The 25,210-nt window shown below is 71.1% G+C and carries 20 protein-coding genes; 10 read left to right on the top strand and 10 right to left on the bottom strand.

The annotated features are described in order from the left end of the window. Positions 1–458: 458 nt before the first annotated feature. The 4 genes from MXD59_RS07085 to MXD59_RS07070 form a co-directional block, all read right to left on the bottom strand. Positions 459–2,027: a CYTH and CHAD domain-containing protein gene (locus MXD59_RS07085; RefSeq protein ID WP_248823973.1), complete on the bottom strand. Its 1,569-nt coding sequence runs from the start codon at positions 2,025–2,027 to the stop codon at positions 459–461. Positions 2,028–2,219: 192 nt separating this feature from the next. Then, positions 2,220–3,023: a CPBP family intramembrane glutamic endopeptidase gene (locus MXD59_RS07080; protein WP_372511956.1), complete on the bottom strand. Its 804-nt coding sequence runs from the start codon at positions 3,021–3,023 to the stop codon at positions 2,220–2,222. Positions 3,024–3,184: 161 nt separating this feature from the next. Next, positions 3,185–4,177 (bottom strand): cytochrome d ubiquinol oxidase subunit II, encoded by a 993-nt coding sequence (locus tag MXD59_RS07075; protein ID WP_163549767.1) that lies wholly within the window; start codon positions 4,175–4,177, stop codon positions 3,185–3,187. Beyond that, positions 4,174–6,255 carry a cytochrome ubiquinol oxidase subunit I gene (locus tag MXD59_RS07070; protein WP_248823972.1) on the bottom strand — a complete coding sequence of 694 codons (2,082 nt, stop codon included), beginning with the start codon at positions 6,253–6,255 and terminating at the stop codon, positions 4,174–4,176. The genes MXD59_RS07075 and MXD59_RS07070 overlap by 4 nt, the downstream gene beginning before the upstream one ends. A gap of 818 nt (positions 6,256–7,073) precedes the next feature. On the opposite strand from MXD59_RS07070, the gene MXD59_RS07065 reads away from it, so the two are divergent. From MXD59_RS07065 to MXD59_RS07050, 4 genes are all read left to right on the top strand, one after another. Beyond that, a complete protein-coding gene (locus tag MXD59_RS07065; RefSeq protein WP_248823971.1) occupies positions 7,074–7,592 on the top strand; it encodes a BlaI/MecI/CopY family transcriptional regulator in 519 nt (172 codons plus the stop codon). A gap of 43 nt (positions 7,593–7,635) precedes the next feature. Then, positions 7,636–8,979, top strand: coding sequence for a M56 family metallopeptidase (locus MXD59_RS07060; RefSeq protein WP_248823970.1), 1,344 nt, complete (start codon positions 7,636–7,638; stop codon positions 8,977–8,979). Between the two features lie 194 nt (positions 8,980–9,173). Further along, complete coding sequence (ppc, locus tag MXD59_RS07055; RefSeq protein ID WP_504858342.1) at positions 9,174–12,044, top strand: phosphoenolpyruvate carboxylase; 2,871 nt, start codon at positions 9,174–9,176, stop codon at positions 12,042–12,044. A 403-nt stretch (positions 12,045–12,447) separates the two neighbouring features. Next, positions 12,448–12,642, top strand: coding sequence for a hypothetical protein (locus MXD59_RS07050; protein WP_372511955.1), 195 nt, complete (start codon positions 12,448–12,450; stop codon positions 12,640–12,642). 85 nt (positions 12,643–12,727) lie between these two features. On the opposite strand, the gene MXD59_RS07045 is transcribed toward MXD59_RS07050, so the two are convergent. The 3 genes from MXD59_RS07045 to MXD59_RS07035 all read right to left on the bottom strand — a co-directional run bounded on the left by MXD59_RS07045 (position 12,728) and on the right by MXD59_RS07035 (position 14,579). Continuing rightward, positions 12,728–13,057, bottom strand: a complete 330-nt coding sequence (locus tag MXD59_RS07045) for a hypothetical protein (protein ID WP_248823969.1) — start codon at positions 13,055–13,057, stop codon at positions 12,728–12,730. Between the two features lie 256 nt (positions 13,058–13,313). Next, the gene (locus MXD59_RS07040) at positions 13,314–13,658 is read right to left on the bottom strand and encodes a hypothetical protein (protein ID WP_308301662.1); all 345 of its coding nucleotides are present in this window, start codon (positions 13,656–13,658) and stop codon (positions 13,314–13,316) included. Between the two features lie 156 nt (positions 13,659–13,814). Continuing rightward, positions 13,815–14,579 (bottom strand): SAM-dependent methyltransferase, encoded by a 765-nt coding sequence (locus MXD59_RS07035; protein WP_248823968.1) that lies wholly within the window; start codon positions 14,577–14,579, stop codon positions 13,815–13,817. 479 nt (positions 14,580–15,058) lie between these two features. Here MXD59_RS07035 and MXD59_RS07030 point away from each other — a divergent pair, with 479 nt between their 5' ends. The 3 genes from MXD59_RS07030 to MXD59_RS07020 all read left to right on the top strand — a co-directional run bounded on the left by MXD59_RS07030 (position 15,059) and on the right by MXD59_RS07020 (position 19,485). Then, positions 15,059–16,864 (top strand): serine/threonine-protein kinase, encoded by a 1,806-nt coding sequence (locus tag MXD59_RS07030; protein WP_248823967.1) that lies wholly within the window; start codon positions 15,059–15,061, stop codon positions 16,862–16,864. 224 nt (positions 16,865–17,088) lie between these two features. Continuing rightward, positions 17,089–17,673, top strand: a complete 585-nt coding sequence (locus MXD59_RS07025; protein WP_248823966.1) for a lytic polysaccharide monooxygenase auxiliary activity family 9 protein — start codon at positions 17,089–17,091, stop codon at positions 17,671–17,673. A gap of 204 nt (positions 17,674–17,877) precedes the next feature. Next, entirely contained in the window at positions 17,878–19,485 is a 1,608-nt protein-coding gene (locus MXD59_RS07020; RefSeq protein WP_248823965.1) for a flavin monoamine oxidase family protein, read from the top strand. Between the two features lie 102 nt (positions 19,486–19,587). Here the strand turns inward: MXD59_RS07020 and MXD59_RS07015 are convergent, their stop codons facing one another. Both MXD59_RS07015 and MXD59_RS07010 read right to left on the bottom strand, forming a co-directional pair. Beyond that, the gene (locus tag MXD59_RS07015; protein WP_248813105.1) at positions 19,588–21,270 is read right to left on the bottom strand and encodes an MDR family MFS transporter; all 1,683 of its coding nucleotides are present in this window, start codon (positions 21,268–21,270) and stop codon (positions 19,588–19,590) included. Then, a complete protein-coding gene (locus MXD59_RS07010) occupies positions 21,267–21,719 on the bottom strand; it encodes a MarR family winged helix-turn-helix transcriptional regulator (RefSeq protein ID WP_248823964.1) in 453 nt (150 codons plus the stop codon). The genes MXD59_RS07015 and MXD59_RS07010 overlap by 4 nt, the downstream gene beginning before the upstream one ends. A gap of 118 nt (positions 21,720–21,837) precedes the next feature. On the opposite strand from MXD59_RS07010, the gene MXD59_RS07005 reads away from it, so the two are divergent. Both MXD59_RS07005 and MXD59_RS07000 read left to right on the top strand, forming a co-directional pair. Then, a complete protein-coding gene (locus tag MXD59_RS07005) occupies positions 21,838–22,389 on the top strand; it encodes a nuclear transport factor 2 family protein (protein WP_248823963.1) in 552 nt (183 codons plus the stop codon). 34 nt (positions 22,390–22,423) lie between these two features. Continuing rightward, positions 22,424–23,314 (top strand): MerR family transcriptional regulator, encoded by an 891-nt coding sequence (locus MXD59_RS07000; protein ID WP_248823962.1) that lies wholly within the window; start codon positions 22,424–22,426, stop codon positions 23,312–23,314. 22 nt (positions 23,315–23,336) lie between these two features. Here MXD59_RS07000 and MXD59_RS06995 read toward each other — a convergent pair whose 3' ends face one another. After that, positions 23,337–24,047 (bottom strand): SDR family oxidoreductase, encoded by a 711-nt coding sequence (locus tag MXD59_RS06995; RefSeq protein WP_248823961.1) that lies wholly within the window; start codon positions 24,045–24,047, stop codon positions 23,337–23,339. A gap of 179 nt (positions 24,048–24,226) precedes the next feature. On the opposite strand from MXD59_RS06995, the gene MXD59_RS06990 reads away from it, so the two are divergent. Then, entirely contained in the window at positions 24,227–25,084 is an 858-nt protein-coding gene (locus tag MXD59_RS06990) for a short-chain dehydrogenase/reductase (RefSeq protein WP_248823960.1), read from the top strand. Positions 25,085–25,210: the final 126 nt, after the last annotated feature.

Genomic DNA, 25,210 nt, shown 5'->3' with positions numbered 1-25,210 from the left:
TGGTGCAGTCAGGACCCGCACCACGCGAGCCCCGGACCGAACGCCAGGAAGCCACTAGAGTTCCTGGCGTTGTTCCGCTGCGTCTCGGATGAGACGCGAACTGGCGAACTCCGGCCAAGGACGACGCTACACGGATGGAGGGCTTCGCGGGAGTCCTCTGAGCAAGGAAGTCCACTTCATGCCCCGGTAACAGAACAACGCCGCCGGTCGGCACACGGCCGGGTCAGGCAACGTCATCGGTCAATCCTGCGGGCTGCCAGGGCATTTCCGGGGTTCACCCGTTCACGGCCGGCGCTGGAGCGCCGATGGCCCGGACGTGGCACCCGAAGCGGTGATCTCCGCGGAGGTTTCCGGTCGACCACGGTCGGGACCACACCCTCGTGGGGGTCCACCCCCCCACGAGGCTGGACCAGCCGTGGAGGCTGGGCCGGCCGTAGGGGCTGGGCCGGCTGTAGGGGCTAGGACAGCCAGCCGCGGTGGCGGGGGGCGGAGATCGCCGGCCAGGCATCGAAGAAGTCACGCTCCGCCAGCCGGCCACGGCACTCCTCGAGCCCGTAGAGCACACCGAGGGTGAACGCGGTGGGACTGCTCTGCGCCTGGGCGGCGATGCCCCAGGCGCGCAGCAGGTCACGGGCGACCGTGGCGTCCTGATGGATGCCGAGCAGCTCCTGTGCCTGTGCCGCCGCATCGGCGAGCTTCGCCGCCTTCGTCCCGTACAGCGGGCTCACGATCTCGGCGGCGTAGCGCAGCCGCTTGGCCTGCTTACGGGCGGTGTGCAGCAGCTCGTCCCGCTCATGGCCGACGGGCAGCCGGGCGGCGGCGCTCACCTTGCGGGCGAGCGCCTGGTCGGCGCGGCGGACGAGCGTGGGCAGCACGCTACGGGCCGGCTTGCGGGCCTCGCCGGTCAGCGGCGCCTGGACCAGGGCGAGCAGGCTGTCGATCAGGGTGAGGTACCGCTCGCTGCGCAGCATCTCCAGGGCCTGCTCGCGACCGGCCGCGAGGCCCGTGTCAAGGTGGGCGCGGACCACCTCGTGCACCTCGCCGGCGACGAGGGCGGCGGGCAGCTCGGCGACCCGTCCGTCGAAGTAGGCGAGCTGAACCTCGGCGTCACGGGCGGCGGACAGCGCTCCGGCGAGATCACGCAGCTCGATGTCGAGCTGCGCGACCGTCCGGGCCGGGAACAGCGGGGCGAAGATCCGCAGGGCGCTGCGGGCTCGGCGGCAGGCGACCCGCATTCGGTGCACGGCCTCGGGTTCGTCGAGGCGGACCCGAGGGTCGGCGGCGAGCAGGGCGCGCACCTGTTCGATCAGGTAGGCCCGGACGACCTCACCGGCGGGCTGTGAGCGCCGCAGCCGCCGAGGGGCGGTGGGCAGATCCGGCCCGGGGCCGGCGGCCAGGGCCGGGCCGAGCAGCCGGGCGAGTTTCGACGAGTCGGCGGCGGTCACCGCGCCGGCCGCGAACAGCAGTTCCTCGACGGCGTCAAGCACCTCGGGGCCGCCGTCGACCAGCTCCACCTCGATCTCCCGCCAGGTGCTCAGCGTGGTCGACTCGCCGAGAGTCTGCGCGCTGACCTGGTCGTCGACCACCTCGGCGAGATCCGAGCCGGTGGCGTCGCGCAGCCGGCGGGCGGTGCGCAGCGTGCGCAGCCGGGCGACCGGACGCAGCTGTGCCCCGCGCGCGTGCACCGCGACCAGATCGACGAACTCGGCCGGCGGGGTGTGCCGGGCGCCCTCGGCGATCTGGATCCTGCCTTCGCTCGCGGTGAGCGGCAGCCGCAGCTCGTCGCGCTGGCCGACCCGGACCGGCAGCTTCAGGTGCCATCCGGCGTCGGCTCCGCCGGTACGCCGCCGCAGCGTGATCCGGTTGCGGGCCAGACGCAGGTCATCGGTGTCGTAGTAGACGGCCTCAAGGCTGACGGTGCGGCGGGTCCGAGCGGTGACCACGCCGCTGACCGCGCCGAGACGCGGCAGCACAAACGCCGGTGTGACGGCGTACTTACGTTCGATCTCCCGGACGGTGACCGCCATGACCTGCCCTTTCGTCCAGCACCCAGCCGCAGCCCAGACCTGGCCCGTGCCCGTGCCCGTGCACCGCTGCGATCAGCGGCCCACTGGTCGATGGACGACCACCCCGCGACTACCCGCCGTAAGGACGGTGGGACACCTGGAGAGCAAGCGACACACACGAGATGGACTACGCCACTTTCCCTGCCGTTAACCTTAACGCGGCGCGGGGATCCAGGAGACCTTCCCGACGAGCACGACGTAGCCGACGAACGCGACGGTGTCGATCAGCGAGTGGGCGATCACGAGCGGTAGCACCCGGCCGCGGCGCTGGAACAGTCGTCCGAACAGCAGACCCATCGCCAGATTGCCGAAGAATCCACCGAGCCCCTGGTAGAGGTGGTACGAACCGCGCAGCACCGCGCTCGCCGCCAGCGCCGACCGGGGTGCGACGTCCAGCTCGCGCAGCCGGACCAGCAGGTAGCCCGTGACGACCACCTCTTCGGCGATCCCGTTCTGCCAGGCGCTGAGCACCAGGACGGGGATGCGCCACCAGACGTCCGGCAGCCCGGACGGCGCCACCGTGAGGTTGGCCCCGCTGTGCCAGGCCAGCAGATAGAAACCAAGACCGATCCCGCCGATCCCGGCGGCCAGCAGCGCCCCCAGCGCGCTGTCGCGGCCGGGACTCGCGCCGTCCAGCCCGATCGCCCGCCGCCCGCCGCCGTGCCGGACAAGCAGGTAGAGCACGAGCAGCACCGGCATGACGCCGGTGAGCACGCCGGCGAGCTGCAGGGCGAGGTCCAGCCACGGCCGGCCGGGGGCCGCCGACCCGTTGAGCTGCGCGACCTGGGAGCGGACCGGACCGGGACGGGTCAGCACACCGACATAGCGGATGATCGCGTAGAGCGCCGACGCCGCGAAGGACATCCCCAGCACGACACCGAGCTCGGCGCGCAGCTGGCGCCGTGTGGGCGGCCCGTCCTCGCCCGCCACGATCCGCGCCGTCGCGGCGTCCGTCACCGTTCGACCCTAGCCGACCCCGCGGAGCCGCCCGCCCAACGGATGGCCGGACGGACGGCTCGAGGGATGGCTCGACGGCCTGGGCGAGGGATGGCCCGAGGGACGGCTCGAGGGATGGTCCGAGGGACGGCCCGACGCCTCGACGCGTCGGGCCGTCCGCGTCATTCGACCGGCTCGGGGCGGGTGAACAGCCGGTACAGAACGATCATCGGCGGCGTGACGATCACCAGGCCGCCGACGACGGCGTAGAGCATCGCGCGGATGTTGGGCGACGGCGCGGCGGCGTCGTCCACCGTGACCTGGCCGACGATCAGGTCGGGGTACTGGGCGATCGCCCAGCCCCAGAGCATCCCGCCGACGGCCAGGCCCGCGGCGAGCCGGGCGACGACGAACTGGTTGCGCCCCAGCGCCACCAGCGCCGCGACCCCACCGACCGCGGACAACGCGACCAGCGGCACCGATCGGTCACCGAACCGGCCGGCGACGACCGGCGCCTCATGCGCGAACAGTGGCAGCAGGGCCAGCGCGAGCACCCCGCAGACCACCGCCCCACCGAACGCCCGGCGACGGAACACCGGCACCAGATGCGCGGTGACCGGGGACGCCCCGGCGTCCTTGCACAGGTACACGGCCGCGAGGAAGGCGGTCGCGGCGACGGCGAACAGGCCGCAGCCCAGCCCGAAGACGCTGCGCACCGGCTCCATCGGGTCGGACGTCGACATCTTGCCCGTCGCCAGCGCCGCACCGGTCACACCGAGGGCGAACGGGGTGATCGTCGAGGAGATCGCGAAGACGTGCCCCCACCAGTGGTCCGGACCGGCCGCGCCCGCGCCGTACGCCCGGTAGACGTAGGCGGCGCCGCGCAGCACGATGCCGACGAGCGCGGCCGCCAGCGGGATCTCCAGTGACGATCCCACCACGCCATAGGCCGGCGGGAAACCGCTGAACAGGGCGACGACGATGAACACCAACCACACGTGGTTGGCCTCCCACACCGGCCCGATCGAGGCCGAGATCAACCGGCGCTGGGAGCGGGCGTCCGGCCCTCGAGCCAGCAGATCCCACACGCCGCCGCCGAAGTCGGCGCCGCCGAGCAGCGCGTAGGCGGTCAGCCCGATCACCATGACGACGAGAAGCAGGTCGGCGGATGTCATCGGGACTCTCCGTGCTCGCTACGGCCGGCGGCCGAGGTGGCCTCGACCCGGTTCTCGGACGGGGCGGCGGTCGTCGGTCCCGGCTCTGGCGGGTTGACCGCCAGGGTGCAACCGGGACGGCCAGCCGACGGGGTCACGGTCGTCGACCGTCGGTTCGACACGGCATGCCGTCCGGACGGACGACCGAACAGTCCCGCTCGCCCGGCGTTCGCCCGCTCGCTCTTCGTACGCGCCTCATGCCGCGGATGTGGGATGACCGGCACCTGGTCGGCCGCAGCCTCCGCGGCCGCAGCCTCCGCGGCCGGAGCCCGGTCTGCCGGAGTCGGCTCTGCCGGAACCCGGTCTGCCGGAACCCGGCCGGCCGGAGTCCGCGGGGGGACGCCGGCGGGAACGGGGGCGCCGGCGGGGGTGAGGGCGTAGCGGCCCGCGTGCTCCGCGGCCGGGTCGTACGGTGTCGCCGAGCGGCCCGCGTCGGCCCGTGCGGGCGTCGCGGCAGGCTCGTGCGCGACCGCGGGCTCATGCGTGGCCGCGGGTTCACGCACGGCGACGGGTTCACGTACGGCGGTGGGCTTGTGTGTGGCGGCGGGTGCGGACTCCTTGGCGTCGCCCTTGTCGTCGTCCTTGCCGTCGGAACCGTCGGAACCGTCGCCGTCCCGATCGGGCCGACCAGGGCCGGTGCCACGGCCGCCGTCACGCGGACGCGGGGCGCTGGGCATCGACGGCCCACTCGGCCGGTTGGGCACCAGCTGCTCGCCGCTGGGTCCACCGGTGGCCATCCGGCGCAGGATCAGGATCAGCGCGCCGGCCAGGCCCAGGTACAGCGTGAGCGTGCCGGCGAAGATCGGCGCGGCGCCGTCGCTGCCGGTGACCGCGTCGACCACCTTCATGTGGCCACCGACGATCCACGGCTGCCGGCCACCCTCGGTGACCTCCCAGCCGGCGATCATGGCCAGCATCGCCGCCGGGCCGGTGCAGGCCGCGGCGAGCAGCCAGGGCCGCCCGGTCGGGAGCAGCGGGTGCTGCCCGCGCCGCCGCCGCCGCAGGACGGCGAACCCGGTCGCCCCCGACAACGCGATCAGGGCCGAACCAAGCACGATCATCACCGTGAACGCGCCGTGTACGAGCGTGCCGTCGGGGCGTTCCTCCGGCGGGGCGGAATCGAGCCCCGTCATCACATGGTTCGTGGAGAAGCCCTCGAGCAACGACAGCATGCCGGGGATCTCCAGGCCGCCGCGGACCTCACCGGTCTTGTCGTCGTAGATCCCGCCGAGTGTGAACGGGGCGTTCGAACCGGTGTGGTAAAGCCCTTCCATCGCGGCGAGCTTGAGCGGCTGGTGTTCGCCGGCGCTGCGGCCGGCCCAGTCACCGGCGATGAGCTGCAACGGGGCGGCGACGAGCACCGCGGTCAGTCCGATGGCGAGGCCACGCCGGTGGTAGGTGTCCCGACGTCCGCGCAGCATGCCGACCGCGTAGATCGCCGCCACCATTCCACCGGCACACATGAACGCGGCCAGCAGCATGTGCACGAGCTGCGGTCCGAACGACGGGCTGGTGAACGGGGCGAGCGGTTCCTCGGCGATGACCCGGCCGTCCCGTTCGGTGATGCCGCGCGGCACGTTCATCCAGGCGTTGACCGTGATGATGAACAGCGTCGACAGCGTGCCGGAGATCGCGATCGGCCAGAGAGTCAGCCAGTGCGCGCGGGCCGAGAGGCGTTTCCAGCCGTACAGGTACATCCCGACGAAGATCGCCTCGGTGAAGAACGCAAAACCCTCCATGGTGAACGACAGCCCGAGGGCGCCACCGTACTTGGACATAAAAGCGGGCCAGAGCAGCCCGAACTCGAACGACAGCACTGTTCCCGAGACGGCGCCCACCGCGAAGAGCACGGCGAAGGCACGCGACCACTTCTTCGTCAGCGCCAGCCACACCGGATCACCGGTACGCAGCCAGCGCCACTCGGTGTAGACGAGCATCCAGGGCAGGCCGACACCGAATACGGCGAAGCAGATGTGGAACGCGAGGGAGAACGCCGTCTGGGCACGAGCGAGGTCGATGGCGTCGGCGGCGAGAACCATGCGCACGGCTCCTTCGAAGGACCGCGGGAAGAAATCGACCGGGAATCAGTCGACCTTCTACCCAGCGTAGAAGGTCCCAAGGTACGTAGCGGGCGGTCCGGTCGGCCCGGCGTTCCTGCGTGAGGTCCACAACAGGGTCGGCACCGACCGGCGGGGCGGTGCTTCGTTCGTCCCCCCACCAGGCATACGTGTCCAGGCCGTCTTTTCCCCGTCAGGACGGGTGTGATTCTGCCAAGCCGGCCGCCGTCGGCGTTTTTTGCACCGTTCGGGCGGCACCAAAGAGCATGCCGACCACAGGTCGCAGGCGTCACTCCGGGCCGGCCAGGACCAATGTGTTCCGACCCGTGGGTCAAATGTCCTGCGGGTTGCCTTAATTCCACGTAAAGAATGACAGCCAGCCCGCGGCGGCACACAGCGGAAACGACCGACGGACGTCGGCGGGCCACCGAAAGGTCGGCGGCGAATCGGTCCGGTCGGCTCGCCCGGGGTGCCACCATCGCGACCGAATAGCCCGGCCGGGCCAGGCCAGGAGTCCGGTTCGGATCGCCGGAAGGTGACCATCGACGGCGGTGGACGGCGCTTCCCTGGCCGTCCGACCGGCCGCGGGCAGGACCACCGGGCCGGCGCGGCCAGACCTGTGGGCCCGTCGGACCCGACGACCGGGCCGGCGCCGGCGGACCCCTCGGCGGGCGCCCCCGTCCCGCCGGCGCGCCTTACCGTCCGCCCAACACCGAGGTCAGCACGGGTGTGACGCAGGCTGCGTCGACAAACCTCGGGGTTCGACCACGGTCAACTTCTACGCGACGTAGGATTGAGGCATGGCGCGCCTGGGTGACCTCGAACGGTCGGTCATGGACGTGTTGTGGTCCAGCGACGGGTGGTTGACAGCTCGCGAGGTCGCCGCCCGCCTCGACCATGAGCGCGATCTCGCGTACACCACCGTCCTGACCGTGCTCGAACGACTGGAACGCAAGGGCTTCGTGCGCCGGCAGCGGGCCGCGCGGGCCCATCGCTACGCGGCCACCGACAGCCGTGAGGCCGTCGTCGCCGAGGCGATGATGGAGGCCCTCGGCACGGCGGACGACCGCGGCTCGGCCCTGGTCCGCTTCGTCGGCTCCGTCTCCGCCGAGGAGGCGGAGATCCTGCGCCGGGCGCTGGACCCCCTGAGCGTGCTCCCGCCGCTGGCGGAGCCCATCGGGATGGGCGCCGCGGCACCACCCGCCGCGGGTGCGGCCGCCTCAGCCCCCGCGACCGGGTCCGATGCCGATGCAGGCCCGTTCGGGTCCGCAACGGGCGATGCGGATGGTCTCGGCATGGCCTCCACCGACCCGGAGTAAACAGTTCAGCTTCGGCCAGTGCGGGGGTAGCGTGGCCCAGGACATGACGACCGCGGCACTCCTCGCCCTGTTCGCGGGCGTGCTGGCCTGGCCGGTGCCACGCCTGCTCGCTGCCGCGCGATGGCCGCATCGCTACCCGCGGGCCGCGATCCTGCTCTGGCAGGCGATCGGTCTGGCCGGGGGAGTATCAGCGCTGCTGGCCGCGGTGGCGTTCACCGTCTCCCCACTGGCCGCCAGCACTCCTTCGGCGATCATCGACCATCTGACCAACGTGGCCGCGGGCGAGCCGCTCGCCGGGCTGCGCTGGATCAACCTGGTCGGCCTGGCGCTCGCCACCGCGCTCGCCGGTCGACTGTTCGGTGTTCTCGGCGCCTCCACCGCCGCCACGTTGCGTGAACGGCACCGGCATCGGCATCTCGTCGACCTCGCCGGCCGCCGCCATCGCCGCCACGACACCCATGATCCAACCGGCCACCTGTTCTCCCCCGCCGGCGGCCTTCCCACCACCGAGCCGTTCTCCCCGACCGGGCATCACGACCATCTCGTCCCGGGCGACCGGCTCCCCCCGGAGCAACCGGTCAGCGGCCTGACGTACCCGTCGCCCGCCACCAGCGGTCATCCGACGACCGGCGGCGCTGACGACGGCGAGAACAACGGGCCCATACCGGATGAAAGCGTGACGATCCGGGCGGTCACGTCCTGTTGTCTGTGCGAGCACCGCGACCGGGCCGGCATCCGGCTGCGGATTCTCGACCATCCGATCGCGGTCGCCTACTGCGTGCCCGGGGTACGGCACGCCCGGGTGGTGGTCTCCCGCGGCCTGCTCAACACCCTGGCCGCCGACGAACTCGACGCGGTGCTCGCCCACGAGGCCGCCCATGTCGCCGGCCGTCACGACCTGGTCATCCAGCCGTTCGTCGCCTGGGAGCGCACCTTTCCGTTCCTGGGCCCGGCCCGGGAGGCCACCGCGGCGGTGTCGCTGCTGGTGGAGATGCTCGCCGACGATGCCGCCGGACGGCAGACCAGCCGCCCCGCACTGGCTCGGGCGCTCGCCCGGATCGGGGTGACCAGGGCACCCGTGCCCGCCGGTGCCCTGAGCATCCTCGGTGCGAACGGCGCCCTCGGTGCGAACGGCACTCTCGCCGATGCCGCTGGCATCCGCACGGCCGGTGCCGGCGGCACCGCGGCCACGCACGGTCACGGCCGCGAGGGCGGCCACGAGGGTCCGGTCGGCGTCGGCCCGTCGCGTGGGATCACCAATCCGGTGATCTCCCGCATCGCCCGGTTGCTCGACCCGCCGGCGGTGCACTGGTGGCAGGCCCTGGTCGCCTACCTCGGCGCCGCGGCGGTGCTCGCCACCCCACCGCTGATCATCCTGATCGGCTGAACCGGCCACACCCGAACGCCCGACCAGCCGAACGCCCGACCGACGGCCGGGACGGACGGCGCGAAACCGTCCGCCAGCATCGGCTAGACCACATCGCCGGACGTAGGCAAGAGCGCCATCGACTCGGCAGACTTGGCCCCACCGAGCCTGACCCCGCCCGAGAACGACCGCGAACAACATCGCCGGAGGCGGTTGTGACGACCGATCGGACCACGACGGCCCTGGACGCACGCGACCCGGATCCGGGCGCCTTCGCCGGTGGGGTGTCCAGCGGCACCCGGCACGCGGCGATGCGCGCCGGTGTACGCAGGCTGGGCGATCTGCTCGGGCAGGCGCTCACCCGCCACGAGGGTGCGGACACCCTGGCCCTCGTCGAGCAGGTGCGAGCCCTGGCCCGCCGGCCCGACAACGGCGCCGAACTCGCCCGGCTGCTGGCCGGCGTCGACGACCCGACCGCGATCGTGCTCGCCCGCGCGTTCACCGCCTACTTCCAGCTCGCCAACATCACCGAGCAGCTGTACCGCTCCCGGGAGCTCTCCGACCGGGCCCAGGGCCCGCTGGCGGAGACGTTCGCCCGGATGGGGGACGCGCTTGACGCCGGCACCCTCGAGCGCGAGCTCGCCAGCTCCATCGCCGGACGCCTCGAGCTTCGGCCGGTGTTCACCGCGCATCCGACCGAGGCCAGCCGTCGCTCGGTGCTCGACACGCTGCGCCGCATCGCCGACCTGCTCGACGCCGACAGCCCGGATGTCGGCACATCCCGTCCGGCGGACACCGAACGCCTCGGGCGTCGCCTCGCCGAGATGGTCGACATCCTGTGGCAGACCGACGAGCTGCGGGTGGAGCGGCCCAAGCCCACCGACGAGGCCCGCTCCGCCGCCTACTACCTGGAACTGATCGCCACCGAGGTGCTGCCCGACCTGCTCGAGGAGCTGGACCTCGCCTTCGCCCGGGTGGGGATCCCGCTGCCGGCGGGGGCCCGTCCGCTGCGGTTCGGCTCGTGGGCCGGCGGTGACCGGGACGGAAATCCGAACGTCACGCCGGCGGTCACCCTCGAGGTTCTGACCCTGCAGCACGAGTTCGGTATCCGGCTGCTGACCTCGGCCGTCGAACGGCTGGTCAAGGAGCTGACCGCGTCCACCCGGGTGGTGACGGTGAGCGAGGGGTTGGTGGCGTCGCTGGCCGCCGACCGGGTGGCGCTGCCCGAGGTGTACGAGCGCTACGTCCGGCTCAACGCCGAGGAGCCGTACCGGCTCAAGTGCAGCTACATCCTGGCCCGTCTCGCCGCCACCCGTGACCGTCTGGCCGCCGGCCGCCCCCATGTGGCCGGCCGCGACTACGCGGGTCTGCCCGACGTGCTCGACGATCTGGCGGTGATGCGCGTGTCGCTCGCCGCCGGGGATGGCAGCCTGGTCGCCGACGGCCCGCTGCAACGGATGATCCGCACCGCCAACGCGATGGGTCTGGCGCTGGCGACCCTGGACATCCGCGAACACGCCGACAAACACCATGGTGCGCTCGGCGCCCTCTACGACCTGCTCGGCGAACTGGACGTGCCCTACGCCGAACTCGACCGACCGGCCCGACGCGCCCTGCTGTCCGCCGAACTGACCCGGCGCCGCCCGCTGCTGGGCAGCGCGCCGCCGCCGCTACCCGACGGTGCCCTCGGCGCGCTGGACCTGATGCGCACGATCCGGGTCGCCCTCGACCGGTTCGGCGCGGACGTCATCGAGAGCTACATCGTGTCGATGACCCGCGACGTCGACGACATCCTCGCCGTGGCGGTGCTCGCCCGGGAGGCGGGCCTGGTCGGGGTCGGGTTCGCCGGGCGGCCGGCGTGGGCCCGGATCGGTTTCGTCCCCCTGTTCGAGACGGTCGCCGAGCTGCGCTCCGCCGGTGCCCTGCTGGACGGGATGCTCACCGACCCGTCCTACCGGGCGCTGGTCGGTGCCCGCGGTGACGTGCAGGAGGTCATGCTCGGCTACTCGGACTCGTCCAAGGACGCCGGTATCACCGCGTCCCAGTGGGAGATCCACAAGGCCCAGCGGGACCTGCGTGACATCGCCCGCCGCCACGGCGTGGTGCTGCGCCTGTTCCACGGCCGCGGCGGCTCGGTCGGACGCGGCGGCGGCCCCAGCGGCGAGGCGATCATGGCCCAGCCGTTCGGCACCCTGGACGGCTCGATCAAGGTGACCGAGCAGGGCGAGGTGATCTCGGACAAGTACACCCTGCCGCAGCTCGCCCGGCACAACCTCGAGATCGCCCTGTCCGCGGTGGTCGAGGCCTCGATCCTGCACCGCTCCGCCCGACTGAGCCCCGCCGTGCTCGCCGGCTGGGACGCCACCATGCAGGCCGTGGCCGACTCGGCCCGCGAGGCCTACCAGGCGTTCGTCGCGAACCCGGCACTCGTGCCGTTCTTCCTCGCCGCCACCCCGGTGGAGGAGCTCGGCAACCTCAACATCGGCTCCCGCCCGTCGCGCCGTCCCGGCGGCTCCGGCGGCCTCGCCGACCTGCGCGCGATCCCGTGGGTGTTCGGCTGGACCCAGTCCCGGATCATCCTGCCCGGCTGGTTCGGTGTCGGCACCGGCCTGGCCGCCGCCCGCGCCGCCGGAGCCGGCGACACCCTCGCCGACATGTACCACTCCTGGCACTTCTTCCGGACGTTCCTCGGCAACGTCCAGATGACCCTCGCCAAGTCGGACCTCGCCATCGCCGAGCGCTACGTCACCACCCTGACCGGCGACCTCGCCCCCACCGGCGCCCCCGGCGCGGCTGGTTCGACCAGCGCGGCCGGCTCGGCGATCTTCGAGACGATCCGCGCCGAGCACGCCCGCACCGTGCGCGAGGTGCTCGCGGTCACCGGCCAGCGGGAACTGCTCGAGAACGCCCCCACACTGCGCCACACCCTCGAGGTCCGCGACGCCTACCTCGCCCCCTTGCACGCCCTGCAGATCTCCCTGCTGGCCCGTTCCCGGGCCGCCGGCCCCGACGCCGACCCCCACCTGCGCCGCGCCCTGCTGCTCACCATCAACGGCATCGCCGCCGGCCTGCGCAACACCGGCTGACCAGGGGAGGACCCGGCTGGCCGCGTCCCGCTTCACCAGCGGCGGGAGCGGGTATAGGTCGAGTTCAGCCGGAGTGCACGGTGGTCCGCACAGAACACGGACCGGACCATCGGGTGGACGAGGCGAGCAGGAGAGGAGCAGTGGTGACACGCCAACGGACAGTCGATCGGCGAGGGGGTCGACACGGAATGTGGCCACACATTCCCGAAATGTCGACGATCGCTGGCCGTCCGTGCCTCGCGCCGCGATTGACGGCGACGGTGAGCGGCAATTAACAGCTCGGTAACGATTGATTAATGCCCGGAGAACCTGTCAGCGTCAGCGTAGACGAACACGTCCGATCCGGCCTCACACAGGCCATGCACACAAGGGCGTCGGACAGACCCAGACGACCAGACGGCAGGTGGTGGACGCCATGGAGACGATCGTCAAGATTGCGGCATCTATCGACGATATTCCGACTGTCGAGGAAACGGATGCCATGCTGGACGAGTTGCGCCGGCGCCCACGGGATTCCGCGACGGCAAAGATGATCGACGAGCTGCTCGAGCTTCGCATGCTACTGGGAGCGGCCTATGAGCCCACGCCCGCCGAGTAGCGCGATAACCACGTAACCGAACGGGGACCTCCCCGGCCCACGAGCAGGGCCACTGGGAGGTCCCCGCCATCGGTTGCCGCCGATGCTACTGCTGGGACCCGAACGGCTGGTTCTGGTTCTGGTTCTGGTTCTGCTGGTTGCCGCGCTGGCCACCCTGCGAGGCGCCGAAGCGCTCGCCGAGGTTCCCGCCCTGGCCGCCGCCGACACCCACGAGCTGGTGGAGGCGGTTCTCGATGTAACGCTCGCTGTGGTGCGTCTTGTCCGCGATGCGTGCGACGAGGTCGTTCACGCTGGTGGCGCTGTCGACATCCGCGGCGCTGACCTGTCCGAACTGGTCCAGGATGCCGTAGCGGAGCTGCTGCCAGTTCTGCCGAAGCTGCTGCTCGATCTGCTGCTGGATCTGCTGCTGGGCCATCTCTGCGGTTCTTCCTTTCGTTGATGTTCAAGCCTGCGCTTCAGGTGCGGCGTGAGATTACCGCGACGCCTCGACCGGCCGTCAAGCCAAGGCAATTTCAGGCACGCAACAGACTTTTCCAAGCTGTACGAAAAGGCGGACATCAAGGGACAGGCTCGAAGCGGTATAAATCCCGGGCTGCCGGCGGAAACTCAGTCACGGCGACGGTCCGGTCGACCCCACGGATTTCCCGGACGGTTCCCGCGTCGGCGGCTGGCTACTGTGTCCGCGCGCCCTGACGGTGGGTGGCGGGCACCGGAGCGGCGGTGATCGGGTCCTCGTCCGGCGCGCGGGTGTCGACCAGCTGTTCGGCGACCCGGGCGGCCGTGCCGCGGGCCCGAGCACCCGTGCTCGCGACCCCCAGCACCAGCACCCCGATGCCGGCCGCGACGATCGTCCACCAGCCGGCGGCGCTGGTCGCATCGACCACCGCCGGACGTCCGGCGACGTGCACCGCCGCCAGGGAACCGATGACGGCGACACCAAGCGACTGGCCGATCTGCCGGCTCGTCGAGGCGATACCCGCGGCCACACCGGCCCGCGACTGCGGCATGCCGGTCACCGCCGTGTTCGTGATCGGCGCGTTGACGAGGCCAAAACCCAGACCGATCAGGACGTAGGCGGAGAGATATTTAGCCTACGCTAACTATCTCGTTCCCGGACGGGTCGGAGTCGTCCGGACGGGTCAGGGTCCGGACGACAAACGACGGACGTGGGGCTACCGGCGACGGGCCGTGACCAGGAGACGAGCCGAACCCATCGTGTACGGAGTGCCGTCGGAGTCGCCGTACCGGCCGAGGTCGGTGAACCCGGCCTCCTCGAGAAGCTCGCCGATGTGCCCGCTGGTCCGCACGTGGTGCAGCGCCGTGGCCCGCAGCTCACGCGAACCCTGGACGAAGCGGTACCGGCTGGTCTGCCGGCTGCGGGCGACGTCGTAGCTGCCCGACATCTCGACCTCGATATCGCCGGTGGTCATCGTGTGCGACTCCCCGGTGAATCCCGGCAGCATCGACTCGGCCACCGCCCCGACGTCGATGACCAGCCCGCCGCCTGGCCGCACCGCCGCGGCGAGTGCCCGCGCGAACGCCCGCGTACCGGCGGTGTCGAAATAGCCGAAACTGTTACCCAGGCAGACCGCGGCGTCGAAGACACCAAGCCCACCCAGTTCCCTCATGTCACCCCGCACGAAGGTCACGACATTCCCGTTCGCCGTGGCCTCGGCGCTCGCCGCGACGCGACGGGCATGGTCGAGAGCTTCGGCGGACAGGTCGACACCGGTGACCCGAAAGCCCCGGGCGGCGAGCGCGAGGCTGTGCCGTCCGCTGCCGCAGGGGGCGTCGAGTATCCGAGCTCCCGCGGGCAGACCAAGCCTGGCCTCGATGAACGCGACGTCGGCCTCGGTCAGTTCCGGGGTGGCCACCCGACGCCAGAACTCGTTGGGAAGGTAGCTGAAAAAGTTCTCGTACCAGGTCGTGATATCCACGGCCGACGCCTCGACGGAGGAAGGGGAAGCAGCGGACCCGAATGAGATGTGCGTGCTCAACGCAGGATGCTCCAGGTTCCCGATGGGGAGATCATGACAGGACGTCCGATATCCACGGGTCACCGGAGGAAGGCGGCGCGACACGGCGCACCACCCGATCGGCCTGCGACCGGACGGTCACATGGCGAATCGAGAAAAGACGACTACCGATGACCCGGGTGATGACCCGGGGCGGTCATGAGGCATCCTCCGCAGGGAGCCATCGGTTGATCCGACGGCGCACGGTCATGACGCTAGGCCGTGGGATTCGTTCCCGCAAGGGTTTTACCGGACCCTGGCCGGCGCACCCGCCACGAAGGTGGGATGGCCGACGCCCATGGGTCAGCCTCACCCGGACCACCGTATTCTCTGGGCAGCCCGGGCACCGCGACCACCTGGGCACCGTCACGGTGGTCGCCCGGAGCGGGAGGACGTCGGCAGTGGAAGCTCTGCACCCCGACGATCCCGAGAGCATCGGTAGCTACCGCCTGCTGGCCCGCCTCGGCGCCGGCGGAATGGGCCGGGTCTACCTCGGCCGCAGCACCGGCGGGCGCACAGTGGCGATCAAGGTGATCCGTGCCGAGTTCGCCGAGGAGTCCCAGTTCCGCCACCGGTTCCGGCGTGAGGTCGACGCCGCCCGGCGGGTGGGCGGGATGTGGACCGCGCCGGTACTCGACGCCGACCCGGAGGCCGAGCAGCCCTGGCTGGTCACGGCGTTCGTCCCGGGGCCCTCCTTGCAGGACGCGGTGCGCGACCACGGCCCGCTTCCGGTACACACCGTGCGTGCCCTCGGCGCCGGCCTCGCGGAGGCACTCATCTCCGTGCACGGCGCGGGCCTCGTCCACCGTGATCTGAAACCGTCCAACGTGCTGATGAGCCTGGACGGCCCCAGGGTGATCGACTTCGGCATCTCCCGGGCCGTCGACGCGACCGTCCTGACGCACAGTGGTGGGGCGGTCGGCTCGCCGGCCTACATGGCACCCGAGCAGATCGGCACCGGTGAGATCAGCCCGGCCACCGACATCTTCGCGCTCGGCATCGTCCTGACCTACGCCGCCACCGGTGCGCCGCCGTTTCGCGGCCCCGGTCTGCCGGCGGTGATGTACGCCATCCTGTCGAACGAGCCGGATCTGACCCAGGTGCCCGCCGAGCTACGCGAGCTGATCGCAGCCTGCCTGAGCAAGGATCCCACGCTGCGGCCGACCCCGACCGCGCTGCTGGCCCGCCTCGCCCCCGGCCGTGGCGCGGCCGCCGCGCTCGTGGCCGCCGGCTGGTTACCGCCGGAGCTGGTCACGGCCCTGAGCCGCAGCGCCCTGGCGCTGCTCGACCTCGACGCCCCGACCCGCGCCCACCCCGGCCCGCCGGCCCGCCCGTTCCCCAGCTCCCCCTCACACCCCGGCGTGACCTCGCACCCCGGCGCACCCACACACCCAGGCCCGTACTCGCAACCCAGCTCACCCGCACACGTCGGCTCGCCCGCACACCCGGGCCCGTACTCGCAGCCCGGCGCGTCCTCATACCCCGGCGCACCCGCGCGTCCTGCTGCGTTCGCGCAGCCCGCTCCCCCGCCCCCGCCGTACTCGCCGACGCCACCACCACCGCCGAAGCCGTCCACCCGCCGGACCGGACGCGTCGTCGCGCTGGTCGGTGCGGTGATCGCCGTCCTCGTGGTCCTGACGGCGGTCCTGTTCCTCGTGTTGCCCTCCGACGGCAAGGACGACCCGGCAGCGGGCGACCAGGGCCAGTCCGCCGCCCCCTCCGATGCCGCCCGTCCCGCCGGCTCCGCGCAACCGCCAGCCTCCTCGACCGACCCGGGCGCGGGCTCCGAACCGGCGGCGACCGCGGGGACAGGCGGAGCCGCCGTCGCGCAGGCCTATCTCGGCACCTGGCAGGGGGCGCTCAGCGACAGCTCCGGCGTGCCGCAGAACGTCGTCATCACCGTCCGCGCCGGACGGGTCGGCGAGACGGTCGCCCACTCCGAGGTCACCACCAACGCGTTGGCCAGCGTCACCGGCAGCGAACTGCGCTGTGTGGCCGACATGCGCCTGACCGCGGCGGCGGGCAGCCTCACCCTGCAGGACGTCCCCGGCAGCGGCGGGACCAGCGAACCGACGTTGCTGGGCCTACCACTGTGCGCCCATGGCGGCACGGTCATGCTGCGCCATCAGGCGGACGGAACCCTGCGCTACACCTCGGACGTCCCCGGAACATCGAATCCCGCCGGCACCCTGACCCGCTCCCGCTAGAGCTCTGTCCATGAACGTTTCCGACTGTGGTGCAGTGGACTCCACTGGCCGAGATACTCCTGACTGACTGAAAGATGCCGCTCGGTGCCGTTTTCGGATTTTGGTGGGAGACGCCCGAGGTGTCACCGGGTGCGCCGAGAGATTTTTTAAAAGTCGTTACGGAAGGTGACGACTTCCCGCTCCACGGGAATGCAAAACGCGAGGTGTGGAACTACCTTTTCGCTATGACCCAGAGCAGAGTACAACCGCGACACGGTCTGATCTCGGAGCCGGCTTCCCGCGCCAACATATATCTCCCCGAATGGCAGTCTGCGGGCCTCGAGTCCGGGAAGTTCTTCCCGCAGACGCAGGGCGGGCTGGCCGATCCGTACGCGTCGGACGACGTCTACAACGACGTCCCGCCCGTCGACGGGAAGATTGCGAGCGCCGGTCTGGACTACGCCGCCGAGCTGGACCGACCGGGCTCGGAATGGCAGAAGCATCCCGTCGCCTCCGGCCAGAAACTTCCCATCACCTGGAGCTTCCACGCGCCGCACAAGACGCGGCGGTGGAACTACTTCATCACCCGGGAGGACTGGGACCCGACCGCCCCGCTGAGCCGAGCCCAGTTCGAGCCGCGGCCGTTCCACCAGGTCCAGCTCAACGGACAGCCCTACTGGGCGGCCGACGACCTTCTGCCGGAGAACCCGACCCGGCACGAGCTCACCCTGCCACGGCGGCAGGGATATCACGTCCTGCTCAGCGTCTGGGAGGTCGCGGACACCGCCAAGGGCTTCTATCAGGTTATTGATCTCGAATTCACCGGGTAACGAATTTCCTGGATGACACCGGTGCCTCGTCCGCCGGCCAGCTCCGGCCGGTCGGCGTGCGAGGCGCGCCCCGCACGACCCAGAAGCCTTACCCGACAACCACCAGCCACAGGCGACCACCACCAGCCAGCGGTGGTCGCCTGGCGGCGATGACCAGACAGGACGGGTGGTAACCATGCGCGACCCAGGCCGAGGACAGCTCTCATGACCGCACGAAACGCCGCCGACGCACTGCGCGAGGCGATGATCGGCCGGGGCGGCCCGGAGGCGACTGGCTGGACGGGCTCGTTCGAGCCGCCCCCGGCGCCCCGCGCGGGCGCCACCGTCGCTGTCCTCGGTGCCGGGGTCGGCGGGCTCACCGCGGCCTACGAACTCGCCCGGCTGGGCTACCGCGTCACCGTGCTGGAGGCATCGGAACGCGCGGGTGGCCGTAACCGCACCGCCCGAAACGGCGATGTGCTCCACGAGCTCGGCCCGACCGGGTCGCCGGTCACCACCCACCGGTGTTCCTTCGACGACGGGCTCTACCTGAACCTGGGCCCCGGTCGCATTCCCCACCACCATCGCCGGGCACTCGACTACTGTCAGGCCTTCGGTGTCGAGCTCGAGCCGTACATCATGGAGACGACGGCGAACGTCATGCACCTGGCGGACGGCCAGGTCGTCCGGTGGCGCAACCGGCAGGTCGCCAACGACACCCGTGGGCATCTCGCGGCCATGCTCGCCCGGACCCTTGTGGAACGGGACGCCGCCACCGGGGAGCTGCTGGACCTGTTGCGGGTGTTCGGTTCCCTGGCCGACGACCACAGCTACGACGGCTCCACCCGCTCCGGGTACGCCGAGGATCCCGACGTGCACGACTTTCCCCGCCCGGCGCCGCCGATCCCGCTGGCGGACCTGGTGGAGTCGGGTTTCTGGCGGCACCGGTTCTACCAGCCGGTGGACTACCTGTGGCAGGCGACGATGTTCCAGCCGGTCGGCGGCATGGACCGCATCGTGACCGCCTTCGAGCGGAAGATCCGGGAACAGTTCGGCGACATCATCGAACTGGGCTCCGAGGTGACCGCCATCCGGCTGCTCGACACAGGGGGCGTCGCCGTCGAATACCGCCATGACGGTGATCCGCGGACGCTGACCGTCGACTACTGCGTCAGCAACATCCCGCTGCCGGTGCTACGGCGTGTCTCGACGAACTTCTCCGCCGAGTTCGACGCGGCGATCAACGCGGTCGAGTTCGCGGACACCTGCAAGGTCGGCTGGCAGGCGGACGAACGTTTCTGGGAGAACGACACCGATCAGATCTACGGTGGGATCAGCTGGACGAACCATCCGATCACCCAGGTCTGGTATCCGAGCAACGACTACTTCTCGCCGACGGGCACCGTCACCGGCGCCTACAACTTCGGTGACGTGGCCGCGAAGTTCGGCGACCTGGCCCCGTCCGAACGGCTGGTGCAGGCGCGGGCCGGTGCGACGGAGCTGCACCCGCGGTTCGCCGACGAGGGCGTCGTTCCCACCGCGAAGGGCATCACGGTCGCCTGGCAGAAGGTGCCGTACCAGCTCGGTGGCTGGGCCGACTGGGACCCCGCGAACCCCGATCACATGCGGGCCTACAAACAGCTCCTGCAACCCGAGGGCGACGGACGTTTCTACGTCCTCGGCGACCAGAGCTCCCCGCTGCCCGGCTGGCAGGAAGGCGCCATGATGTCGGCCCACTATGTGATCGGGCAGATCCAGGGCGTCCTTCCGCTCACCGTGCCCGAGACCGTCCGTGTGCCCGACTCGGTCGCCCTCACCCAGGGCTCCCGCTGACCTCTCGACCGACCAGCCGACCAGCCGACCGCCCGGCCGGGCGAGCAGAGAGCCCGGCCGGGCGATGCCTCAGGGCCCGTCCGAGGTCAGGCCCGTCCGAGGTCAGACGTGGGCCTCGGTGGCGACGTCGGCCACGGTTTCGGTGCGGGGAGCGGCCGCGGCGGCCTCCGCACGGGCTGCCTCCAGACCGGAGACCCGCCGCAGCGGAACCTCGCGCAGGACGAAGCTGAGCACGAAGGCGATCGTGACAATGGCAGCACCGACCAGGAAGACCACGCTCATCGCGTCGGAGAAGCCGACCATGAACGGGTGAGCGATGGTCCTGTCGATGGATGTCAGAAACGCGGTGTCGTCCAGTGAACCGCTGCCGGTGATCTGGTGCAGCTGGTCGGGATGCGCCGCGGTCGCGGCGACGAAGTCCGGGCTGCCCGCCGCGCTCTGATAGGCCGTGCTGATCTTACCGGGCGCGCCACCGAACAGAATCGACAGGAACACCGCGGTCCCCAGGGTGCCGCCCATCTGGCGGAAGAACGTACCCGATGAGGTGGCGACGCCGATGTCCTGTGGTGCCACCGCGTTCTGCATCGCGATCTGGATGGTCTGCATGTTCAGCCCGAGCCCGACCCCGAACAGCAGCATGAACAGGTCGGTCTTCCACAGCGGGGTGTCCGCGCCGAGCAGGGAGAGCAGGGCCAGTGCGGCTACCAGCAGCGCGCTGCCAACGATCGGGAAGATCCGGTAGCGGCCGGTCCGCGACGTCCAGCGACCGGCGAGCAGGGACGCGCTCATCATGCCGAGCATGAGCGGCAGCATCAGCAGACCCGCGCGGGTCGGCGAGGCACCCTTGACGATCTGCAGGTAGAGCGGGATCGCGGCGAGGCCGCCGAACATCCCGATGCCGAGCACCAGGCTGATCCCGGAGCCCACGGAGAAGGTGTTGTTCCGGAACAGCCGCAGCGGAATGAGCGCATCATCTCCCATTCGCCGTTCGGCGAACAGGAATCCCACGACGCCGAACAGGCCGAGCACGAAGCAGCCGATCGACCAGGGAGAGGTCCAGCCCCATTCCCGGCCACGTTCGGCCACCAGCAGCACCGGCACGACGGCGACAATGATCGTGACCGTTCCCCAGGTGTCGATCCGCACCTGGGCGCGCCGCGGGGAGGCCCGCAGCACCCGGTTCACCACGATCAACGCGATGATGCCGATCGGAACGTTCAACACGAAGATCCAGCGCCAGCCGGTGACGCCCAGAATCGCGTCCTGGCCGGAGAGGAACCCGCCGACGACCGGCCCCAGCACACTGGACGTGGCGAACGTCGCCATGAAGTACCCCATGTACCGGGGGCGGTCCTGCGGCGACAGGATGTCCGCGGTGATCGCCATGGCCAGCGAGAACAGACCGCCGGCACCAAGACCCTGCACGGCCCGGAACCCGGCGAGCATGTACATGTCGGTCGCCAGCCCGCACAGCACCGAGCCCACGAGAAAGATCGAGATGGCCGTCATGAACAGCTGTTTGCGACCGTAGAGGTCGGAGAGCTTCCCGTACAACGGCGTCGTGATCGTCGAGGTGATCAGGAAGGCGGTGGTGACCCAGGCCTGTGCCGACAGGCCATGCAGGTCGTCCCCGATGCGCCGGATCGCCGTGCTCACGACGGTCTGGTCGAGTGCGGCGAGGAACATCCCCAGCAGCAACGCCGTGATGATCGCCATGATCTGCCGATGTGTCAGTGGACCGGACGGAGCCGCTGTCGCCGTCGCGCTCTTCGGTTGAGTGTTCATCCGCCGCCTCTGAGTCTGGTCTCGAACGCGTTGTCCAGTCGATGGAGCAGGGTGGCCAGGGCCGTCACATCCTCGGTGGTCCAGCTGGCAAGAATGTCGCCGTAACGCTCGTTGCGGATCTGTCGATGGATCTGGTGGGCCTGTTCGCCGGCCTCGGTGACCGCCAGCACCACGGCCCGGCCATCGTCAGGGTCGGCCCGCCGCTCGACGAAGCCATCCCGCACCAGGGCGGCCACCTGCCGGCTCACCGTGGACGAGTCGGACTGCACGAGCGCCGCGAGCGCCCCCAGTCGCATCGGCCCGGCGGCGGCCAGATAGCTGATCAGAATCTGGGCGGCCCACTCGACGTCCTGACCGGCCCCGCTGAGGATCTGGCTGCGGGCGTGGCCCAGCATCCGCTGGAGCCGAGCGACCTCCTCCGCGACCCGAGCGATCTGCTCGACCCGCACCTCAGAAGATGTTTGCAGCATACAAGTAACAATACCGCGGACGGACGTTCCATACCCGCCCGCGCCATGATCCTCGTCACAGCCGGTGGCGCGACCGCTACCCCAGGAAGCCCAAATCATGACGAACCCCGCCCGCGGCGCCCATTCCGACCGTCCGCCCCGCCTCAGCCCCACCACCGACCCCACGGCCACGCTGACAGCCCTCCTGCACAGCTTTGACGATCTTGACTGGCCGCGGGCGCGGGCCACCCTCGCCGACACCGTGGTCGTCGACTACACCTCGGTGTTCGGCGGCCAGGTCGAGACCCTCGACGCCGATCGTCTGGTCCGACGCTGGCAGGGCGTGCTCCCCGGCTTCGACGCGACCCAGCACCTCACCGGCCCGGTACTGGCGTCCGCCGAGCCGGGCGGGGGCGCCGTGCTGCTGGAGGCGCAGGCCCGCGCGTACCACCTGCTGCGAAGCGGCTCCGCCGACCCCACCTGGCTGATCGCCGGCCGATACCAGCTCACCGTCGTCCCGGCGGCGGACGGCCGCTGGCTGATCACCGAGCTGACCCTGCGTCGCCTCTACGAGCAGGGAGACCGCGGCCTGCTCACGCTCGCACGGTCCCGCGCCGTCACACGCCGGGAGGGTGACCCGCGAGGGGCCGGTGGCCGGCGAGAAGGTTGACTCTCCAGTCGGTGGAGACCCGAGGATCGGCTTCATGATGATCGGCCAGCTGGCGGCGAGCACCGGGCTGTCGGTGCGCACGCTCCGGTTCTACGCCGACGCCGGGGTGCTGCCCGCGCAGGGGCGCTCGCCGGCGGGCTACCGGCTGTACGGGCCGGATGCCGTGGCCCGGGCACGTCTGGTCCGTACCCTGCGTGAGCTCGGGGTCGGCCTGGACGACATCAGGCGGGTGCTCGGCGCCGAGGCGTCCCTACAGGACATCGCGGCGCGGCACGCGCAAGCCCTGGACGCCCAGATCCGCCTGCTGCGGTTGCAGCGCGCGGTGCTGCGCGCCTTCGTCGGATCCACCGACCCCGAGGAGCTGGAACGGATGACCGACCTGACCACGCTGACAGCCGAGCAGCGTCGCCGGATCGTCGACGACTATCTGGACGCCGTCTTCGGCGACGACCCCGACACGGTGGCCGACCGGCTGAGCATGGGCGCACCCGACCTGCCCGACGATCCGACCCCGGAGCAGATCGCGGCCTGGGTGGAGGTTGCCGAACTGCTGCGCGACCCCGACTTCATCGCCACCAGCCGCCGGATGGCCCAGCGGGCCCGCGCCGAGGGGCCGCAGCCGGACGTGGCGCAGTTCGAGGTCGGCAAGGCGGTCGGCACACTCGCCGGCCCAGCCGCCCGGGCCGGCGCCGACCCCGCCAGCGCGCAGGCCCGAGCCATCGTCGAACGGCTGGAGGCACTGGGCCCCACCCCGGCGGAGGACCGCAACCGGGTCGCCGACCGCATCGAGGCCTTCACCGACCGCCGCATCGGTCGCTACTGGACTCTTGTCGGCATTGTCAACGGCTGGGAGCCGAGTCAGGCTCCCGACGACATCATCGACGTGTGGGAGTGGTACGCCCGCGCCCTGCGCGCCCACGCCTGACATCAGCCGCCCGGTGCGGAGATCACCAGGGCAACGGGCGGCCGTCGCGGAAGAAGCCGCCGGTCGGGCCGTCATCGGGTAGCAGCGCCGCCCATACGACGCTGGCCGCGCCGGCCGCGACGGGCCGTCCACCGCCGCCGCCCATGTCGGTGGCGGTCCAGCCGGGGCAGATGGCGTTCACCAGGAAACGGTCCTCGCGCAGCTCACCGGCGAGCAACCGGGTGAGCGCGTTCAGCGCCGCCTTCGACACCGAATAGGCCGGCGTTCCGCCGGTGAGCTGACTGATCGAGCCGCCTTCGCTGCTGACGTTGACGATCCGCGGATGCGGGCTGCGGCGCAGCAGCGGAAGCAGCGCCTGGGTGAGCCGCCAGGCACCGAACAGGTTTGTCTCCAGCGCGGTGTGCACACCGTCAAGGTCGACGGTGATGGCCCGTGCACTCGGGTCGTAGGAGATAGCGGCGTTGTTGACCAGAATGTCAAGCCGTCCGTACCGCTCGGTCAGCTCGGCCGCGGCCGCCGCGATGCTCGCCGGATCGGCGATGTCGAGTGGGCAGGCGCTCACCCGCGAGCCGCCCGGATCGATCTCGGTCGCCGCGCGCCGCCCCGCCGCCGGATCGCGTGCTCCCGCCAGCACATCGCAGCCACGCTCGACGAGTTGACGCACCACCTCCAGCCCGATCCCCCGGTTGGCCCCGGTCACCAGGGCCAACGGACGGCCGTGATCAACTGGCACGCCGCACCTCGGGGGGCGCCGTCGGGACGCGCTCGCGCGCCTGGTAACGGGCCATGCCCACGCTCCTCACCTGACAGGATCAGAGATTCGGTCAAGGTCTGGCGGCTCGAACTCTCATGGACGGTGGCCGAGACACCCGCCCGCTATCCGCCGCCCGTCCGCGCATCGCGAGGAGAACCGTGGTCTACGACGTGGCCACCAAAGTCGTGCTGATCACCGGCGCCGCGAGCGGAATCGGCGCGGCGCTGGCCCGTCGGCTGCACGGCCGCGGAGCACGAGTCGCCCTGTTCGACGTCGATGTGCCGGCCGGTGAACGGCTCGCCGCCGACCTTGGCTCCTCCCGGGCGCTGTTCCTGCCGGTGGATGTCCGGGATCGTGCCGCCATCGCCGACGCGGTCGCCACCGTCATGGCGCGTTTCGGTCAGCTGGACGTGGTGGTCGCGAACGCGGGTGTCGGGCCACCGGTCGCCACGGTGCGCACCACTGACCCCGCCGAGTTCGACCGCGTGGTCGCCGTGAACCTGACCGGAACGTTCAACACCGTCCGGGCCACGCTGGAACAGGTGATCGCCCGGCGCGGACACGTCGTCGTCGTTTCCTCCGTCGCCGCCTTCACACCCGGTGTGGGTGGAGCCGCCTACATGATGACGAAAGCCGCGGTGGAACAGCTCGGCCGAACCCTGCGCGCGGAACTGGCCCCGCACGGGGCCACCGCCGGCCTCGCCTGTTTCGGTGTCGTGGACACCCCGCTGACCCGTCGTACCCTCGACGACGACCCGCTGGGCCGTCGTCTCCACCAGATGCTCCCTCGGCCGATGCGCTCTCGCCTCACCGCCGGGCAGGCCGCTGACCTGCTCGTCGACGCCATCACCCGGCGCGCGCCCCTCAGCATCGCCCCCGCCAGGTGGCGGCCCTACGCCCTGCTGCGCGGCATCGCCAACCTCGTCATAGACCACCGGACCGCGCATGACCGGCGCCTGCACACCCTTGTGCACGACATCGAACAACGTGCTCGGTCCTCCGGCGACGCGTGCTGACCGGCGGACCCACGACCACGACACGTCATCGTGGCCCTCCCGGACGGCGAATCGGGTCAGCTCGACGCGATTGCGCGGGCGTGGCCTCCGAGAATGCTGTGGACCCGAGAATGCTGTGGACGTGGT

It is taken from the genome of Frankia umida (genome assembly GCF_023242945.1).
Taxonomy (GTDB): Bacteria; Actinomycetota; Actinomycetes; order Frankiales; family Frankiaceae; genus Frankia; species Frankia umida.
Note: the sequence above shows the minus strand (reverse complement) of the source record. Positions and strands in the feature narration are given on the sequence as shown.

Bases quoted from the DNA above. Each gene is read 5' to 3' on its own strand.
- MXD59_RS07085 (WP_248823973.1), bottom strand. From the start codon at position 2,027: ATGGCGGTCACCGTCCGGGAGATCGAACGTAAGTACGCCGTCACACCG.
- MXD59_RS07075 (WP_163549767.1), bottom strand. From the start codon at position 4,177: ATGACATCCGCCGACCTGCTTCTCGTCGTCATGGTGATCGGGCTGACC.
- MXD59_RS07070 (WP_248823972.1), bottom strand. From the start codon at position 6,255: ATGGTTCTCGCCGCCGACGCCATCGACCTCGCTCGTGCCCAGACGGCG.
- MXD59_RS07065 (WP_248823971.1), top strand. From the start codon at position 7,074: ATGGCGCGCCTGGGTGACCTCGAACGGTCGGTCATGGACGTGTTGTGG.
- MXD59_RS07060 (WP_248823970.1), top strand. From the start codon at position 7,636: ATGACGACCGCGGCACTCCTCGCCCTGTTCGCGGGCGTGCTGGCCTGG.
- MXD59_RS07045 (WP_248823969.1), bottom strand. From the start codon at position 13,057: ATGGCCCAGCAGCAGATCCAGCAGCAGATCGAGCAGCAGCTTCGGCAG.
- MXD59_RS07025 (WP_248823966.1), top strand. From the start codon at position 17,089: ATGACCCAGAGCAGAGTACAACCGCGACACGGTCTGATCTCGGAGCCG.
- MXD59_RS07020 (WP_248823965.1), top strand. From the start codon at position 17,878: ATGACCGCACGAAACGCCGCCGACGCACTGCGCGAGGCGATGATCGGC.
- MXD59_RS07015 (WP_248813105.1), bottom strand. From the start codon at position 21,270: ATGAACACTCAACCGAAGAGCGCGACGGCGACAGCGGCTCCGTCCGGT.
- MXD59_RS07005 (WP_248823963.1), top strand. From the start codon at position 21,838: ATGACGAACCCCGCCCGCGGCGCCCATTCCGACCGTCCGCCCCGCCTC.
- MXD59_RS07000 (WP_248823962.1), top strand. From the start codon at position 22,424: ATGATGATCGGCCAGCTGGCGGCGAGCACCGGGCTGTCGGTGCGCACG.